The sequence below is a fragment of the Segetibacter koreensis DSM 18137 genome (assembly GCF_000374045.1).
Taxonomy (GTDB): Bacteria; Bacteroidota; Bacteroidia; order Chitinophagales; family Chitinophagaceae; genus Segetibacter; species Segetibacter koreensis.
This window is the reverse complement of the sequence record NZ_KB893317.1, coordinates 71,633-89,920: the sequence shown is the minus strand read 5'-3', so window position 1 is coordinate 89,920 and position 18,288 is coordinate 71,633. Positions and strand designations below refer to the sequence as shown.

The 18,288-nt window shown below is 37.0% G+C and carries 15 protein-coding genes; 6 read left to right on the top strand and 9 right to left on the bottom strand.

Annotated features, from left to right (window positions below):
• Window positions 1–485: 485 nt before the first annotated feature.
• Window positions 486–701: a hypothetical protein gene (locus B154_RS27790; protein ID WP_018612450.1), complete on the bottom strand. Its 216-nt coding sequence runs from the start codon at window positions 699–701 to the stop codon at window positions 486–488.
• A gap of 400 nt (window positions 702–1,101) precedes the next feature.
• On the opposite strand from B154_RS27790, the gene B154_RS0105680 reads away from it, so the two are divergent.
• Entirely contained in the window at window positions 1,102–1,668 is a 567-nt protein-coding gene (locus B154_RS0105680; protein WP_018612448.1) for an RNA polymerase sigma factor, read from the top strand.
• Between the two features lie 3 nt (window positions 1,669–1,671).
• Window positions 1,672–2,781 (top strand): S1C family serine protease, encoded by a 1,110-nt coding sequence (locus B154_RS0105675; RefSeq protein ID WP_033411221.1) that lies wholly within the window; start codon window positions 1,672–1,674, stop codon window positions 2,779–2,781.
• A gap of 156 nt (window positions 2,782–2,937) precedes the next feature.
• Here the strand turns inward: B154_RS0105675 and B154_RS0105670 are convergent, their stop codons facing one another.
• The 3 genes from B154_RS0105670 to tgt form a co-directional block, all read right to left on the bottom strand.
• On the bottom strand, window positions 2,938–4,257 hold the full coding sequence (locus tag B154_RS0105670) for a citrate (Si)-synthase, eukaryotic (RefSeq protein ID WP_018612446.1): 1,320 nt from the start codon (window positions 4,255–4,257) through the stop codon (window positions 2,938–2,940).
• Between the two features lie 141 nt (window positions 4,258–4,398).
• On the bottom strand, window positions 4,399–5,487 hold the full coding sequence (locus B154_RS0105665) for an LptF/LptG family permease (RefSeq protein WP_026259991.1): 1,089 nt from the start codon (window positions 5,485–5,487) through the stop codon (window positions 4,399–4,401).
• A 294-nt stretch (window positions 5,488–5,781) separates the two neighbouring features.
• On the bottom strand, window positions 5,782–6,921 hold the full coding sequence (gene tgt, locus B154_RS0105660) for a tRNA guanosine(34) transglycosylase Tgt (RefSeq protein ID WP_018612444.1): 1,140 nt from the start codon (window positions 6,919–6,921) through the stop codon (window positions 5,782–5,784).
• Between the two features lie 190 nt (window positions 6,922–7,111).
• On the opposite strand from tgt, the gene B154_RS0105655 reads away from it, so the two are divergent.
• Both B154_RS0105655 and rsmG read left to right on the top strand, forming a co-directional pair.
• Entirely contained in the window at window positions 7,112–8,233 is a 1,122-nt protein-coding gene (locus B154_RS0105655) for a glycosyltransferase (RefSeq protein ID WP_018612443.1), read from the top strand.
• A 76-nt stretch (window positions 8,234–8,309) separates the two neighbouring features.
• Complete coding sequence (gene rsmG / locus B154_RS0105650; RefSeq protein WP_018612442.1) at window positions 8,310–8,933, top strand: 16S rRNA (guanine(527)-N(7))-methyltransferase RsmG; 624 nt, start codon at window positions 8,310–8,312, stop codon at window positions 8,931–8,933.
• A gap of 294 nt (window positions 8,934–9,227) precedes the next feature.
• Here the strand turns inward: rsmG and B154_RS0105645 are convergent, their stop codons facing one another.
• Window positions 9,228–10,211: a pyruvate dehydrogenase complex E1 component subunit beta gene (locus tag B154_RS0105645; RefSeq protein WP_018612441.1), complete on the bottom strand. Its 984-nt coding sequence runs from the start codon at window positions 10,209–10,211 to the stop codon at window positions 9,228–9,230.
• A 167-nt stretch (window positions 10,212–10,378) separates the two neighbouring features.
• Window positions 10,379–13,261, bottom strand: a complete 2,883-nt coding sequence (locus B154_RS0105640) for a TonB-dependent receptor (RefSeq protein WP_018612439.1) — start codon at window positions 13,259–13,261, stop codon at window positions 10,379–10,381.
• 131 nt (window positions 13,262–13,392) lie between these two features.
• On the opposite strand from B154_RS0105640, the gene B154_RS0105635 reads away from it, so the two are divergent.
• The gene (locus B154_RS0105635; protein WP_018612437.1) at window positions 13,393–14,325 is read left to right on the top strand and encodes a phosphoribosylaminoimidazolesuccinocarboxamide synthase; all 933 of its coding nucleotides are present in this window, start codon (window positions 13,393–13,395) and stop codon (window positions 14,323–14,325) included.
• 284 nt (window positions 14,326–14,609) lie between these two features.
• Here the strand turns inward: B154_RS0105635 and B154_RS0105630 are convergent, their stop codons facing one another.
• The gene (locus tag B154_RS0105630; RefSeq protein ID WP_018612434.1) at window positions 14,610–15,440 is read right to left on the bottom strand and encodes an SMP-30/gluconolactonase/LRE family protein; all 831 of its coding nucleotides are present in this window, start codon (window positions 15,438–15,440) and stop codon (window positions 14,610–14,612) included.
• 264 nt (window positions 15,441–15,704) lie between these two features.
• A complete protein-coding gene (locus B154_RS0105625; RefSeq protein WP_018612432.1) occupies window positions 15,705–16,274 on the bottom strand; it encodes an alpha-ketoglutarate-dependent dioxygenase AlkB in 570 nt (189 codons plus the stop codon).
• A gap of 364 nt (window positions 16,275–16,638) precedes the next feature.
• Between B154_RS0105625 and B154_RS0105620 the strand changes: the two genes are divergently transcribed.
• Window positions 16,639–17,190, top strand: a complete 552-nt coding sequence (locus B154_RS0105620) for a hypothetical protein (protein WP_018612430.1) — start codon at window positions 16,639–16,641, stop codon at window positions 17,188–17,190.
• A 104-nt stretch (window positions 17,191–17,294) separates the two neighbouring features.
• Here the strand turns inward: B154_RS0105620 and B154_RS0105615 are convergent, their stop codons facing one another.
• Entirely contained in the window at window positions 17,295–18,089 is a 795-nt protein-coding gene (locus B154_RS0105615; RefSeq protein WP_083934926.1) for a C40 family peptidase, read from the bottom strand.
• Window positions 18,090–18,288: the final 199 nt, after the last annotated feature.

The following is an 18,288-nucleotide window of genomic DNA, read 5'->3' as shown; positions in this document are numbered from 1 at the left end:
AAAATAAAAACTAAACCAGGTATTTTCTATTGTTTGTTTCATCGAAGCAGTAAAAGTAGGATTTGCAATTTAAACCAAAAATATTTTTTTATCTTTTTTACAAATCTCAAAAATGTTTTTCATAACTAAAACACAACACCGCACCACCTTTCAACGATTTTTTTTACCGCTATCCAAACAGATTCCTAAAAGAAAAAAAGCTTCCGGCCCAACACAACTATTAAAAATAGTTTGCAAAAGATTTTTAAAATGAAAAGCGTAAAGAGAAAACAACAGCTCAATTAACTGACGCAGTAGATCTTTCTTAAGAGGCTGCAAAAGCAGCAAAATAAAGTTATTAACATCAATTGACAGTGTAAAAAAAAGCCCTCCTTAAGAATAAGGAAGGCCTCTAACGATTGCTTGCCATATGAAAATTTTTATAAACTGCTTAAAAAGCGACAAGCTACTTATTGCATTTACAACCTGCAGTTATATATATAATATTAGTGAGTAGTACTCTTAGCTGCTGTATCAGTACTCATTTTTGAAGTGTCAACACTCATTTTTGAAGATGTATCAGCCATTGAAGAACCTGAGCTCATTGTTGATGTAGTATCTGTAGTTACAGTAGTTGTTGAATCAGCGTTTGCGTTAGACTCTCCTGAACCACCACAGGCAGCGAAAGCGCCTAGTACAAATACAAATAATAGTTTTTTCATTGTTTCTTTGTTTATTGTTATAGTTGATTTAAGGGTTAATACCGGGTTAGAAGAAAGGTAACCCCCTAAATAATTTTTTTTAATCGGATTTAAAATATAAACCGTTCAAAAAATTTTATTCATGTTTAAATAACGCTCTTCCTGATGCAATTACTTTTAAGTACCTGAGTCATTTGTTTGCACAGCAGTAAAATTATTTAAAGATGATTATCAGCTAAATTTGCCTTTTTGAATTAGTGTTGATATTAGAATAACAAATAGCATTTGCTGCTATAAAACTTCTTTTAAATTATTTTGATAGAGATAAGAAACAAAAGGCAGGAATAGAAGTACACTTTACAAAATTATTGATATTACCTTGGGTTACTTTAAGTATTTCAACGGTATTAAATACAAGTCAGTGAAAGCCGAATTCAGCGAACAAGTTTTATTGAAAGGATTGGCAAAGAATGATGCAAAGGCAATTGAGACCATTTATAAGAATAATTTTAATATGGTTCAATCATTTGTATTAAATAATAATGGCAGTTATGATGATGCAAGAGATATTTTTCAGGAGGCTATGATTGTTTTATATGAAAATGTTAAATCAGAAAAATTTGTTTTAACCTGCCAGATCAAAACCTATCTATATTCTATATGCCGCAGATTATGGTTAAAAAGACTACAATATGCAAACAGGTTTACTACGCAAGTTGAAAGTCTTGAAGAAACTGTACCTATAGAAGAAGACCTTGAGCACCAGGAAAAGAGGAATTTAGATTTTGCTATTATGGAAAGAGCTTTAGGAAGCCTCGGAGAACCTTGTAAAAGCCTGCTCGAAGCATACTACCTTCAAAAGAAAGACATGACAGATATTGCATCAATTTTTGGTTATACCAACGCTGACAACGCTAAAAATCAGAAATATAAGTGCCTGATACGATTGAAAAAATTATTTTTTTCGCAATATAATATAGGAGAATAAGTGATGGATGATATTTTACTTTTAGATACTACAGAACGATACCTTAACGGGGAGTTAAGTGCTGGGGAAAAGGCAGCATTTGAACAACTTCGTCAAACAAATTCCGACGTGGACCAAATGGTGGTAGAGCATAGTATGTTTATTCACCAGATTAGCGAATATGCCCAAAACCGCGATTACAAACATCAACTGCACGAAATTCACAATCATTTATTAGAAACAGGTGAATTGAACGAAGGACAATTAACAACCTCGGGCAAAGTAGCGCAAATGTGGAATAAGTACAGACGAGTAACAAGCATTGCAGCAACTATTGCAGGTGTTACTGCCTTATTTATCAGCGGCTTGGTTACTTACTTCACTCCTGTCTCAAATAAAAAAGAAATTGTGCAGCTAAACAGAAAGATAGAACAGGTGATGCATAACGTGAGGGTGCAGGGTAACCAGTTAAATAATGTTTTACAACCTAAAGTACCGGTTAATGAGGTAGCAACAAAAGGAGGCACAAGTTTTCTGGTTGATGGAAAGGGATATCTTGTTACCAATGCTCATGTTGTGGCTGACGCTTCTACTATTCTGGTTCAAAATAATAAAGGACAAGAATTTAAAGCATCCATTGCACTTATCGATAATGATAAAGACCTTGCAATTCTTAAAATCAATGATGAAGATTATAAACCTCTCACTTCCTTGCCGTATAGCATAAGAAAAAATTCTGCTGATTTGGGCGAACAGGTTTTTACTCTTGGGTATCCAAGGGATGAGATTGTTTATAATGAAGGATATATGAGTGCGAAAACTGGGTTTAACGGTGACACAATAAGTTGCCAGATAGCTGTTAGTGCAAATCCTGGCAATAGCGGTGGGCCTGTTTTTAATAAAAATGGGGACGTTATTGGTATATTAAGTACTGCACAGATTAAAGCCCAGGGAGTAGTTTTCGCAATAAAATCAAAAAACGTTTTTCATGCTATTGATGATCTGAAAAAAACAGATACAGCTTACCCAAGAATTAAAGTTCCTTCTACTTCCAGGTTAAAAGGGATGGACCGGGTTCAACAGATTAAACAAATACAGGACTGTGTATTTATGGTAAAAAGCTTTACAAAATAATCGTTTTAAAAAGTTACCGGATAACAAAAAAAATAAAAAGTCCTGCTTCAACAGCAGGACTTTTTATTTTTTGTTAAATTCATTTCACATTATTCACATTTACTTTTTTCTTTCCAAATTGTTTTCGGTGATAAAGAAAGAAAGTTGACATCTCTTTTAATCCGAAACTTCCGCCTTTCCTTGCACCCACTGCTTTACCAGTTCTGTTGTTACACTCTTAGGTCTTTCAATAGCAAAACCTAGTGCCCTGTCCCAAATAAGACTTGCAAGCACACCTAGGGCGCGGCTTACTCCAAATAAAACCGTATAAAACTCATACTCTACCAGACCATAATGCACTAGCAATGCACCGCTATGAGCATCTACATTTGGCCATGGATTTTTAATTTTGCCAAGTGATTTAAGAACTGGTGGCACAGCTTCATAAATATTCCATACCGTTTGTACCAAAGGATCATCTGGCATATGTTTTTTGCCAAATTCCATTTGTGCCGTAAAGCGTGGATCTGTTTTACGAAGCACTGCATGACCATACCCAGGGACTACCTTTCCTGCCTTTAAAGTATCCTGTACATATTCTTCAATTTGTTCTTTTGAGGGTGTATCACTGCCTAATTTTTCCCTCATTTCAAAAATCCACTTAATCACTTCCTGGTTAGCAAGGCCGTGCAAAGGACCAGCCAGGCCATTCATACCTGCAGCTAAACTCTGGTATGCATCTGCCAAAGCAGAACCAACCAGGTGAGTAGTATGAGCACTTACGTTTCCACCTTCATGATCAGCATGAATAGTCATATACAAACGCATCAATTCCCGAAAGCTTTCATCATCATAACCCATCATATGAGCTAAATTACCTGCCCAATCAAGTAAACCGTCTGGTTGTATATGCTGATTTTGTTTGTATTTACGTCGATATATATAAGCAGCAATACGTGGAAGGCGTGCTATCAGGTTCATCGCGTCATCAAAAGTTGCACTCCAGTAATCTTTTTTATTCATACCCTTTGCATACTCCTTTGCAAAAATGCTTTCTGTTTGTAAAGCCATAATACCTATTACAAACATTGTCATAGGATGGGTATCAAGCGGCAAAGCATCTATTGTTGCAAAAACATGAGTAGGTACATGGCTACGTCGTTGCCAGATACCTGTTATATTTTCAACATCCTCGGTTGAAGGCAACTCTCCAATCAGCATTAAATAAAATAAGCCCTCGGGCAAGGGTTCAGTTCCTCCGGGGGCTTTTGGAAGTTTTTCCTGTAGTTCAGGAATGCTGTAGCCGCGAAAACGAATTCCTTCCTGTGGATCTAATAAACTGGTTTCTGAAACAAGACCAGTAATTCCACGCATGCCCTGGTACACCTGTGCGAGGGTCACTTCTCCTATCTTTTTGTTTCCATACTCTTTTAATAGTGCTTTAATTTCCAGATTTGCTTCATCAGCTTTTAACTTAAACCTATCTTTTATACCCATTACAAGGAATTTTTATTTTATAAGTAAAAAAATATAAGCTCATTACCTCTTAAAAGCACTCATCACGGCTAAAGGATAAAGGTAAAACAATTGTGTACTTTAACAAAAGTATTGTAATAATGTTGTGTAAATCAGTCCTTCTTATTTCGGAGATCGACGGTAAAACCAGAGGGCAACAAATGCAAAAATGATATTAGGCATCCAAGCCGCAAGCACAGGATGCAGGTTTCCTTTGGTAGAAAAAATAGTAGAGAAGCGGTCGGTTAATATAAATGTAGCTCCGGCTATAAAACCAATTGCAAGATGAACTCCACTACCTCCCCTCACCTTACGGCTCGCTACCACTGCACCTATAAAAGTGAGCAATATTACCGATGCAGGCGTAGCATCTCTCCGGTTCCGTTCTACCTTTAGAGCGTTTAGTCCCTCTACACCTCGTAATTCTTCAAATTGTATAAACCTGTCCAACTCCGGAGTGGTTAATTTGTCTTTAGCATACTCATCACGCTTCAGATCAAAAGGTTTGAAAGTAAAAGTTTTCGTCATTGAAGGAGTCATTTTTACCGTTTCTTTCAAACCGTTTATCCGCCGCTCTATCACGTTATCTAATATCCAGTTGTTATGAGCTGTGTCCCAACGTATACTTTCTGCCCTTAGATTGTAATCGACCTTATTGCCGGTAACGTGCTGTACAAAGAAAGCAGTTCCGGTTTTGGATGCAGTGTCATAACTAAGACCTGCATAGCTTGAAGGATCAATTTGAAGATACAGATTGCTTCTGTTGGCCACCAACGGATTGTACGAAGAATTTTTATCTATATAATTTGCCTGGAAAGCAACTCTTATTCCATTGGCTCGCGGTATTACATACCGGTTACCCAGCCATAAAATAGTACCGAGTATTATACCTGTTAACAAAAAAGGCCTCAAAAAACGATTAAAGCTGGTACCACTTGCCAAAATAGCGATAATTTCGCTTCTTCCTGCCATCTTACTGGTAAAAAAGATAGTCGCCAAAAATACAAACAGTGGAAAAAGCAATGCAAGTATATGCGGAACAAACCCAAAATAATATTGGGTTACTATTTGTGTAAAGGTTAGTCCAGATCTTACAAAATCGTCTGTCTTTTCGCTGATATCAATAACAACACTAATAAAAGCAAACAAAAAAAGGGAATAGAAAAAAGTAATCAATAAGTTCTTTAGTATGTACCAGTCAATTTTTTTCATGCCTTATAGCAAAGTACTCAAAGATAAAAGGAAGTGATGACAGAAGCGGAAAGAACTTGTTAATTGAATGAAAGCTTATTTCGTTAGTTTATATATTATTCAAAAACTTGGAACGCAAAAAATTATGGTACAAGCTTTTGTTCTTTTATCTGCTTTTGTTGCGACGCATTCCGTTCATCTGTACATCTTCTTGCAACTTTTCTAGTATTGTTTAGGAATAATCATGTTTTTGCTTTTTATTTTCTGTCGACTTAAATTGCTCTTATCTCACAATCTCTAAAAAAAACTCCAGTTCTATAACCTCTGTTGCAGAAGTGGAACCATTTCGTTTTTCCAGCTAACAAAAGTATTATTAGCAATATGCTTTCGCGCTTCTTTTACCAGCCATAAATAAAAAGCCAGGTTGTGAATGCTTGCGAGCTGAAGTCCAAGAATTTCGTTTGCCACAAACAGGTGGCGCAGGTAAGCCTTACTATAATATTGACTCACTTCATTGGGAAGCTGGTCATCGATTACGGAGAAATCAGTCGCCCATTTTTTGTTTTTTATATTAATAATTCCCTGGCTGGTAAACAACATGCCGTTTCTTCCGTTGCGGGTTGGCATAACGCAATCAAACATATCTATGCCGAGATCTATACATTCCAGAATGTTCCATGGCGTTCCTACACCCATCAGGTACCTTGGCTTTTCATAAGGCAATTCCTCACAACAAAGCGCTGTAAACTCGTACATTATTTCCATTGGTTCTCCTACACTAAGCCCCCCGATAGCATTTCCGGCAGCATCTTTTGATGCAATATATTGACATGATGCCGACCTTAAATCTTTATAAGTTCCCCCTTGCACAATAGGAAAAAGGTTTTGGTCAAAGCCATATTTACCCGGCGTAGCATTAAAATGTGTAAAGCAGCGGTCTAACCACCGGTGAGTAAGTTCCATACTGTCTTTAGCATATTTATACTCGCTGGGGTAAGGTGGACATTCATCAAAAGCCATTATAATATCTGCTCCGATTGTTCTTTGTATGTCCATTACTTTTTCCGGAGTAAACAAATGCCTGCTTCCATCAATATGAGACTGGAACATTACACCCTCCTCATTTATTTTGCGGCTTGCTGCCAAAGAAAAAACCTGGTATCCCCCACTGTCGGTCAAGATGGGTTTGTGCCAACCATTGAATTTATGCAAGCCGCCTGCAGTCTCCAATACCTCCAGCCCGGGACGAAGATATAAATGGTATGTATTTCCGAGGATGATCTGAGCCTTTACATCATTGTATAACTGTTGTTGTGTTACAGCTTTTACACTGCCAACTGTGCCCACCGGCATGAAGATGGGCGTTTCAATGATGCCATGGTCTGTAGTTATCTTTCCTGCTCGTGCTTTAGAATGCTCATCGGTATGTTGTAGTTCAAATTGTAATGCGGGCATAAGGGGCAAAAGTATGAAAATGACAACAGACCGCCGACAGAGGAAAAACAACAGCAAATTTTGATTTTGTAGAGTCTTCTCATTACAGTCACGGCAGTTTTTGGCTTATCGATTTTCCTTATTTCTTAAATTTTCCACATAAAATGCATTTATAATATTCCATGTTTTGCAAATCCTATTTTTGCTAATTATGATATTGACGCATTGGAGGGAAATTATTTTTGGTATTTTCTGTTTTGTAACACTTATCCAGGTTATTTATTATTTGGGCTTTTTTAGTCGTCTTGCTTTTTACAAACCTACACCCAAACCTCACAACGAGCAGCGGCCAGTTTCTGTTATCATTTGCGCGCGCGATGAAGCAGACAATATTGTAAAAAATCTTCCGGGCGTTCTTGTTCAAAGCTATCCTACGTCTCATGAGGTAATTATGGTGAACGATAACTCTTCAGATGACACAAAATACCTTCTTGAGGAACTTCGTAAGACTTTCAAAAATTTAACGCCACTACAGCTAAACCAGGAAGCCAAGCTGATGGCGGGAAAAAAGTTTCCATTAAGCATGGGAATAAGAACCGCAAGGTACGAAACACTACTACTGACAGATGCAGATTGCGTTCCTGCCAGTGAGCACTGGATGCAACTAATGCAGGACGGATATAACCCCGAAACCGAAATTGTATTAGGATACGGAGCATATCATAAACACAACACATTGCTAAACAAATTAATCAGGTTTGAAACATTTCATTCTGCACTACAATATTTAAGTTATGCCTTAGCAGGTGTTCCCTATATGGGTGTTGGAAGAAATCTTAGCTATAAAAAAAATGTTTTTCTTAGCAACAAGGGTTTTGCTTCTATTAATCATTTACCCGGTGGAGACGATGATTTGTTTATTAATAAAGTGGCTAATAAAAAAAATACTTCCATCGTTATTGATGCTGATGCCCATACGTTAAGTGAGGCAAAAAAAACCTGGGAAGAATGGTATGCGCAAAAAAACCGGCATTATTCTACAGCAAAATACTACCGCGGAAAACATAAATTTTTATTAGGATTATACTCAGCAACACAATTCTTATTTTACCCATTTGCTATATTGGCTATTGTTTTTTTCAACTGGTGGATGGCTCTTGCGGTTTTTGCAGTAAAATTAATTTTACAGGCTTTCATTTATTTTAAATCTATGAAAAACCTAAATGAAAGCGATTTGTTTCCTATGTTTCTTTTCTTCGACTTATGGATGTGTGTTTATTATCTTCTTTTCGCTCCTTCATTATTTAAGAAAGAAAAAAAGACATGGAATTGAGTTGAGAATTAAAATTGATAGTTGAAACATATTGTATTGAATTCACACATCGTTTTTCTTAAAAACGTAGAGTTAAATGGAGATTATCTTAAAATATTTTAGTGACTTTAGTGATAAGCAGCTTCACCAGTTTGCGAATCTATATGAATTGTACAAAGATTGGAACAATAAGATAAATGTTATTTCAAGAAAAGATATTGATAGCCTTTATCTAAAACATGTTTTGCATTCGCTGGCTATTGCTGCAGTTATAGAGTTTCAGCCTGGTACCCAAATTATTGATATTGGTACAGGAGGAGGTTTCCCCGGCGTACCATTAGCTATATTTTTTCCTGAAGTTCAATTTCACCTTGTTGACAGCATTGCTAAAAAATTAAAAGTGGTTGATGAAGTTGCTAAATCAATTGGGTTAACCAACGTAACTACACAACACATACGCGCTGAAGAAATTAAAAACAGGCAATTTGACTTTGCAGTGTCTCGTGCTGTCGCGCCCATAAAAGATTTGTGGCGATGGTCATATCCACTAATTAAAAAAGGTAACAGGCAGGAATTACCAAACGGGCTTATTTGCCTTAAGGGTGGCGACCTTGTACAGGAAATTGCAGAAAGTTCAGTAAAACCGAGAATGATACCGATTGACGAAATTTTTCAGGAAGATTTTTTTAAGGAAAAGTATTTGTTGCATATAAGCAAGTGATAATATTTATCGGCAGGGCGTTCCACAAATTGAAAAAAGTATTGATTTTTTTAAGACGTTTATAAGAAAGTGCTGTTTTACTTTTGTTTGTCTTTTTGAAGCGCTAATTATAGGTTTGCCACCCGTAGGGTACGACGTTAGAATGTAGAATGTGTTATACTGATGGAACCAAAACAAACAAAGATTCCAGCCCACAACTAAATTTAGAAAGAGCTTAAATACCGAATACACACAAAAAACCCGGAACTTTATCAGCTCCGGATTTCTTATTTAGATCACTGAAATTACTACTGATTATTTCTTCAAATACATCACTTCCTTTACCAGCTTCACTGTTCTTGGAACATCCGGAAGATAAGCAGCTACCAGGTTTGGAGCATAGTGCATAGGCGCATCTGCACTTGTAATACGACGGATAGGCGCATCAAGATAATCAAAACCTTCTTTTTGAATGCGGTAGGTGATCTCTGAGCTTACTGAAGCAAACGGCCATTGTTCTTCAACAATTACCAACCGATTTGTTTTTTTGACACTTTCCAGAATAGTATGCCAATCTAAAGGACGAATGGTTCTTAAATCTATTACTTCTGCCTCTATTCCTTCTTTCGCTAACTCTGCTGCAGCACCTAATGCTACTTTCATCATTTTATTAAAAGAAACGATGGTCACATCTTTTCCAGGTCTTTTAATGTCTGCTTTACCAATCGGTATATAATATGTTTCTTCAGGTACTTCTCCTTTTTCTCCATACATCACCTCACTTTCCATAAATACAACGGGGTCATTATCTATTATTGCACTTTTCAATAATCCCTTTGCATCGTATGGATTGGAAACTGAAATAACTTTCAGACCAGGAATATTTGCATAAAGGCTCTCAAACGCGGTAGAGTGTTGAGCACCTAATTGTCCTGCACTACCATTAGCTCCCCGAAAAACAATAGGACACCCTACCTGTCCACCGCTCATAGCTAGCATTTTGCTGGCGGTATTTAAAATTTGGTCTAGTGCCAGTACTGCAAAGTTCCAGGTCATATATTCAACTATTGGTCGAAGTCCGTTTTGAGCAGCACCCACAGCAATTGCCGTAAATCCCAGTTCTGCAATTGGGGTATCAATTACTCTTTTTGGACCAAACTCAGCCAACATACCCTGGCTCACTTTATAAGCTCCATTATATTCTGCCACTTCTTCGCCCATCAGGAAAACCTTTTCGTCTTTTCGCATTTCTTCACTCATCGCTTCTCTTAGCGCCTCTCTAAAAAGAATTGTTCGCATATTATCAGTGGAATTATTAGAATAAATAAAGTTTTGCTTTACTAAAAGCTCCGCAAAAATATAAGATTATGAATTACAATCCCAAAATGTATAATCATCATTATTGAATAAATATAAAAATCCATAGAAATCTTTAGTAATAGCAGCTGTAACAAATAAAATGAAGGTCAAAATACATTATAAGCAAAACTTACATAGTACAACCCTCCAATATAAGGATTTCCAAAAGCGGTTCTGTAATAGTGATTGGTTAAATTAGTAGCGCCAAGTTTTACCATTGACCGTATGGATGTAAACTTATAATTTACCTGCGCGTCGATCGTATGAAAAGCCGGAATAGTTCCAGCAGCGAAATCACCCTGGTAATAAACTTTATCCTGGTATTTATATTGAACAGTGAATCCAAAACTTTTGTTCCAAAGAAATCCACTATTAGAGACTCCAATATTACCACGATATTTAGGCGTATTAAATTGAGCTACAAAATTTGCAGGAACATTTGTTATTTCATCAGAATAAACATTTGCATTTACAGAAAAGTTATGCGGTAGCAAATATTCTGCTGATGCTCCCCACCCATGCGTATTTACTTTTTCTTTGCTGTTTACAGATATAGAAAATATATTAGGGGGAAAAAGGCCTGACGGTGTTCCGTTTGAGGATTGAAGCACTACAATACGCCCGATAAAATTTTTATATTGTGAATAGTAAGCATAGGCATCAAACAAGAACTTTCCAGCAATCAAAGATTTATATCCCACTTCGTATGAAGTAGCAGACTCAGGCTTATAATCATCAAACGATACTTTCTGCAATAGTGCTGGGTTAGGCGTTCCCGCCCGTGCACTTGCACCAAATGCCTGCACACTTGCAACTGTATACACAGGGTTAGTATCAAAATTATATTTTTTTCTTAACTGCGTTAGGCCTCCTATCAATCGGGCACCGTTCTGAACTTCGAGATCAATCCACTGGTTTTGAGTAGAGGGGAAACGGTAAGTAGTCTGGTATGAAAGCCTGATGTTGTTATTTTTGGCAACTGTTATAACGGCTGAAAAACGTGGCGTAAAACGACCCTTAAAATTCTCATTCTTATCGTATCTGCCAGATGCAGTCAATTTCAATACATTATTGAACAAAGCTTTTGATATTAATGCATACGCACCCGTTTCATTAATTTTAATTCGTTTGTCTTTATCAGGAAATAACGTTCCTTCAGAATTTAATACATATTGTTTAAAGTTTGCTCCAACCAGTACTTCAGCTACTTTTACGAGATCTGTAAAATTGTATTGCCCTTCTGTCATGTAAAGACTAGACTTATCTATAAATAACCCGCCTCCATTTGATATTGGCCTTGAGGCAACAGAATCGAATTTTTGGTTAAACTCCGCGGAGCCTGCTTCAGGTCGTCCCTGGTCAGCATAATTACGGGCAATAGTATGAAAAGTCGTTGTATTATTTAGCATTGCGGTCTGGGCAGTAGCCGCCGCCTGTGCGTCTGTTTGCCCTGCAGAACGAGCTGCACTAAATGCGGTCTGGTATGCTCCTACCGCTGCAGTCGCAAATGCTATTGAATATTGTGGATACCAGCTTCCAAGAGGATTTGCATTATTGTAGCTCGGTTTCCATGATTCATTAAACAAGCGCGTAGTTACGGTAGCATTAAATGTTTTTCCTGCATTTTCCTGCGTAGTGTATGCTCTTACAAACCAGTTTTTATGCTTAACCTCTGCTTTGTATTGTGCCATTACGAAATCTTTGAACGAATACCGGTCGCTTCCTGTGTAAACTGTTGATCCAGACCCCCAGTTACCGCTTAGCGAAGCCTCAATTGCAGGAGTTATTTTATAATACAATCCACCGGAAAACTTTAAATTTTTAGTAGTAGGGTCTAAAATATCTGTCTCTCTGTAACCTGTACGCGAAACAGGCAGCGGAGACTTTAAATATGGATCAAGTATAGCTGTAAGTTGTTGATGATTAGGGGATGCATTTATCACTCCCTGTAATATACGAGAGGTGGGACCGTTAATATCCACAGATGTTTCATCGCCATACACATTCACTCCCTGGTAATTTGGATCCATTTGCCTGTTTCCCGGCTTTACCTTTCCTGTTGCCGGGTTATCGCCAATATCATAATTGGAGTAATCGCTTGCTACCCAATCTTTAGCTTGTATGAATTGTCCACTGATTTTAAATGCAAATTTTTGTGACACCTGCTGCCCCCACCTAAAGCTAAGGTCGTAGTACGGAGAAGCTTTGGCCGCATCATCAGCTATATGCATTATACCCTGCTTTACCTGCACGCTTAATCCCTGGTACTTAAAAGGATTTTTACTGTTTATAAGCAAAGTTCCATTCATACCTCCGGGCCCGTACAAAGCAGAAGAAGCACCGCTGAGCAGCTCCATATTTTCAACATCAAGCTCTGTTAAACCAGCCATAGCTCCTACCGCAAAGTTCAACCCCGGCGATTGATTGTCCATTCCCTCCACCAATTGGTTAAGCCGCAGGTTTCCACTGCTATTAAAACCTCTCGTACTGGGTGTTTTAAAATTTAAACTCGATGTTACAATGTCAACACCTTTTAAGTTGGCCAAAAGGTCATAATAACTGGGGGCCGCTGCATTGCGTATTGTAGCAGCGCTTACTCTTTCGATAGAAACAGGAGATTCCAATATTCGCTGTGGTAGTCTAGAAGCAGATACGACTACCTCCTGGGCAAGTTCTGAAACCGGGTCAAGTACAACATTTACCTTTTGAGAAGTATTTTCAACTACAATGTCTCGAGGGGCAAAGCCAACAGAAGAAAATACTAAAGTAACCGGGAAACTAAAGTTACCCGCAATTTTAAAATTGCCGCTGTTATCAGTATACGTTCCAATACTAGTACCTTTTATAAGAATAGAAACGGCAGGTACGATTTCATTGTTAACTCTATTTTTTACATTTCCGCTAATTGTATTATTAGCCTGTGCACTGCCAGATACCGAAATGATCGTAGCTGCTATGATGAAGAGTAAACGCCTACGAATATTTTTCATAAGGGGGGATTTTTATAAATATTGGAATAACAACGTAATAATTACCTTTTTGTTATCTAATTTAAATTTTAAATCTAAGTTTTAAAAGCAAATAAAATATATTTTATACTGAAGCCATATTATTTTTGACTATGATAAAATTTCAATTTCCTTCTCAAAATAATTTTTACAGCGGCAAGGTCAGGGATGTGTATTCCATTGGCAGCGATTGGCTCGTTATGATAGCAAGTAACAGAATTTCTGCTTTTGATGTCATTCTCCCCAAACCCATTCCTTATAAAGGACAGGTTTTAAACCAGGTTGCTGCTTACATGCTTAACAAAACAACTGACATTTGCCCAAACTGGCTTGTCAGCACCCCTGCACCTAATGTGGCGTTGGGCAAACGTTGCGTGCCCTACAAAGTGGAAATGGTTGTAAGAGGCAACCTGACAGGACATGCATGGAGAACGTACAGAGAAGGAAAGCGAACCCTATGCGGAGTTACTCTTGCAGACGGACTTAAAGAAAATGATTACTTTTCCTCTCCTATCATAACACCCACCACCAAAGCCGAAGCGGGCCATGACCAGGATATATCGCGGGAAGAAATAATTGCGCAAAACATAGTAAACGAAAAAGAATATTTACAATTAGAAAAGTATACGCTTGCCCTGTTTGAAAGAGGTAAGGAGCTTGCGGCAAAAAGAGGATTGATACTTGTTGACACAAAATATGAATTTGGAAAAATAGGTGATACAATCTATTTAATGGATGAAATACATACTCCCGATTCATCCCGATATTTTTATGCAGACGGCTTTGAAGACAGGCTTAAGAAGAATGAGCCGCAAAAACAATTAAGTAAAGAGTTCGTTCGTGAATGGCTTATTGCTAATGATTTTATGGGCAAAGAAGGCCAAACTGTTCCTGAAATGAATGATGAATGGATACAAACCATTAGCAAAAGATATATAGAATTATACGAACAATTAATAGGTGAGAAGTTTGTACCGGAAGATCTAAGCGATGATGAAACTGAAAGAAGAGTTTTACATGCTTTAAAACAGGTGAAAGCAATCTAAAGACTTATAAACAAATAATTTTTTTTAGTTGGGTTCCGCCGATCGTGTTTAGCTGCATTAAAAGCGAAGCTGCATTAAATTTAATGCAGCTTCGCTTTTAATAAAAAATACCTGGAAAGTTTAAAATCGGCTTTTTCTATCATTTTTGTCTTATCGCTTTAAACGCTCATTCATCTTTCCATTCAGGCATTTAATATTTTCTATAAATAATAATCTGAAAACTTTTAATCTGATATTACAACCGGAAAAGAAACATTTTATTTATTTAGTCTGTTAAAGGAGTGCTACTGTAGTTGGTAAGCGACAACACTGTTTTTCCAGAAGGTAGGCACATAAACAATTTTGTTTGCAGCATCGTAACCAATATCAGCAGAGTTGATCTTTTGATCTCTTGTGTCCAGCAAGTGTTCTTTGCTGCCATCTGCCTTTACATACCAAATAGAACCTGACCAGCAAGAAACAATAAAATCGTTGCCGGCTACATTCTCAACCCCATCAGTGCCGCCATCCATTCCGTCTGCAATTTTTGTAACACTTTTATCTTTTTCTGCTTTATACAGTCCACCGTTATCCAATATGTACAAGTTACCGTCATAACACAACACTCCATTTGGCCCCTGAAGTTTTTCTAACCATACAGTTGCTTTGCCATTTTCGATCCTATGAACTTTTTTCGTCTTAGAATCAGATACATAAACGATCCCATTCTTATCAATGCTAATATCGTTTAAACCTTCTGCCCCGTCTACAGGTATTGTCTGTACAATCGTTTTGTTATTAATGTCGATTACCGCTACCTGGTCTATATCTGCCGCATAGAGTTTTCCATTATAAATTCCCATTCCTTTGGGAGCATTAAGTCCTGAAACCCAGTCTATAAAAATTATTTTTCCGTCTGTGCCAACTTTTGCAATTGACCCTTTTCCATCTTTCCCCCACGGATCAGTTCCATCAATATTTGAAACGTACAAGACTTTTCCCTTTGCATCAAATAAAACGGATTCGGGTACTTTAAGCACTGAATCTGTTTCCCATTTTTTTATAAGTTTATGTTGTGCAAATACCGGCGCTGCACATAAAAGTATCGAAAGCATTACAAGTAATAGTTTGCTCATGGGTTACTAGTTTTAAAATAAAGATATAAAACTCCACTTCTTCTTGCAACAATTAACAAGAATAAATAGTATTAGTCTTTTTTACATGAAAACGAAAATTAGTCACCTCGCTTTATGTGGTACAAACAACACCGCTTATTTTCGGGATGAGAAAAACCTATTTTTAAAGAAGGGTGATAACTTTCCACTTTTCTGAAAGCTTAGGATTTAAACAATAAGGGAGCAGATGATAGCATTACAAAATGTAAACAGATGCAGACTAACTCAACTTTTTAATGTACGTAAAGTAATAGAATAACGGGTTTCTTTTACAGGAGTAATGCTATGTTGCCATTCGTTTCTTGCACTGCCCATGATAACATAGAGAGAGCGACGTTGTACAGGAAGAGAAATGACAGATGCACGGCTTTGTTTTGCTTTATCATACGGGCGTAAACGAAATATGCACTCTCCCATAAGAGAAACACCAGCTATAACACCAAATGGAGGAGCATCACGATGCCAGTTGATGACCGTTCCTGCAGGATATTCTGTAACCAATAGTTCTCCGAATTCATCCGGTTTTATGAATAAATGTTTACTTACTTTTTCGGTGAGGAAATGAAATTCCTCAGGAATTTCATTTCCTTTTGTCAGGCTTCCATTTTCAAAACTATAATCATACCCAAAACTTGCTACTTTTCTATTTGCTTTAAATCCCTGGAAATTAAAATTGTTGAGTTCGATCTTTAAAATCTCCCTGTACAACCTTGCTTCTTCATCCTCCGTTAGAAAATTAGCAGTGTAGACAAAGCCATCGGGGTAAGCGGGTTCTATAGGAAATAAAGTATTCATCTATTGCAAATATTAAAAACGATAAGGCGCAAATTTTCAGCCAAGAGTTTAAACTATAGGCTCTGAAAAAATAAGCTCTTCAATTAATCCAATACTTTTCTGCCTGATTTCTGCTATTTATACATTCAATACTGTCACTTACTAAATGTAGTTAACTCTCAAATATTAACAAGTGTACCTTGTGGTGTCTTGACAAAATAATTTCTCCCCCAACAAAACCAGATCGGACCGTACTTGATACAAAAATTTCGGCTGGTAACATCGTTTTCAAAGCTGAGCCAACTGCATCATTCATAGCAAAACCCTTGGTTCAAAAAAGTCTGTAAAACAAAATAATCTATGGCATCAGTAAAAATTCATCGCTATGAAAAAAATTATTACTGCCCTTACAATAACCTTAATTTTCGCTATAACATTTTTACTTACAGATGCTCAAAAATCAATGGGAGTCTCGCCTTTTAATCATATAAAACATTTAAGAACTTATTTTCCTGATAATACGAAAATTACAGAAACAATAGATGACCATAGCCGCTTATACTCGATTAACTTTAAAGCTGTTCAACACTTTAAAAATACCTACCCAGACGTTACAAATGAGAAATGGGACATAGTAAATAATGGGTATATCGCGAGTTTTGTTTCAAATTCTGGTTGGACAAGAAGTTTTTATGATAAAAAAGGCAGATGGTTACAAACTGTCCTACAGTATGACGAAACAAAATTACCCCCCGATGTCCTCAAATTGATAAAAAGTAGCTACGAAGATTATTCAATCAATGTAGTTCAGGAAATCAGTACAAATAGAAATAATAGAGAACCTATTTATCTTGTATATATTAAACATGATACAACTTATAAAACAGTACGCGTTTGTACCGGAGATCTGGAAGAAATAACATTAACAGCAGAATAAGTATCGATTTATTCAGATTGTAACAAGACTGGAAGAAGTTGGATGATCATAAAGATAAGATGAAGTAATTTATCGCTGGCAACGAACGATTTTTGCAAATAAATTTACTTCGCCCCTTCCATCTTATAAGAGACGGTTGCAGGAGTGGAACTTATATACCTTCCGGCTCCTCTGTACCGGGGCTTCCAGTAAATATCGTTAAGGTCGCTAACCATTACACCATTGCTGGTAGCAGCATGTACAAATTTATTATTAAGAAGGTATATGCCTACATGAGTAATATCGCGGCCACCATTTGTATTGAAAAAAACAAGGTCGCCTTCGTTAAGGTCCTCAAGGTTTATTTGTTTACTTGAATTATATTGTTCCTGTGCAGTACGCGGAATAGTCGTGTTGTACACATTCTGCATTACCGTTTGAGTGAAAGCAGAACAATCAATACAATCTTTGGTACTACCACCCATGCAGTAACTGGTTCCCCACCAATCGTCTATTGACTTTAGCAAATTAACATTAGTCAGCGTCTCTACCGTTGCATCTAACACTATCGCATACTTTAACTGTAAAAAGTCTGCTCTTTCAATATCTAAGGCATTAAATGAAGTGCGGATATTTGAATTGTAGGACTCTCTTTGCATCTTGCGCCTGTTATAAGAAGGCATTGAAGGACTCATGTCATGCTTTGACGTAACGACCTGCCCGGGACTTACAGACATATCAAGAAATTTGACTTTTTTTGCGCTTGACTTACGGGAGGGTCTGCTTGCCGTGGAATTATCCCTCGATGTTATAGCTTTAAATTGGCTGCAACTGGTAAAGAACACCATTGCCAATAAGCCATATATCAATTGGGTTAGTTTCATATTCAGGTGCAGCAAAGTAAATGACTTATATGCCAAAAACAAAGCATTTTTAAATGTTTTTAACGTAGAGTTAACCCCAATCTGTGGATAAGAAGCAATGGTATTTTTTTAAATGATAACGATATTTGTAGTCTAATGTGAGGTGTCAGATGTTTGCTAACTTTGTAAACATTCTTATTTCACGATAAATGATTTTTACTTAATCATTTTACTTTTAACCGTTCATTGTTCATTC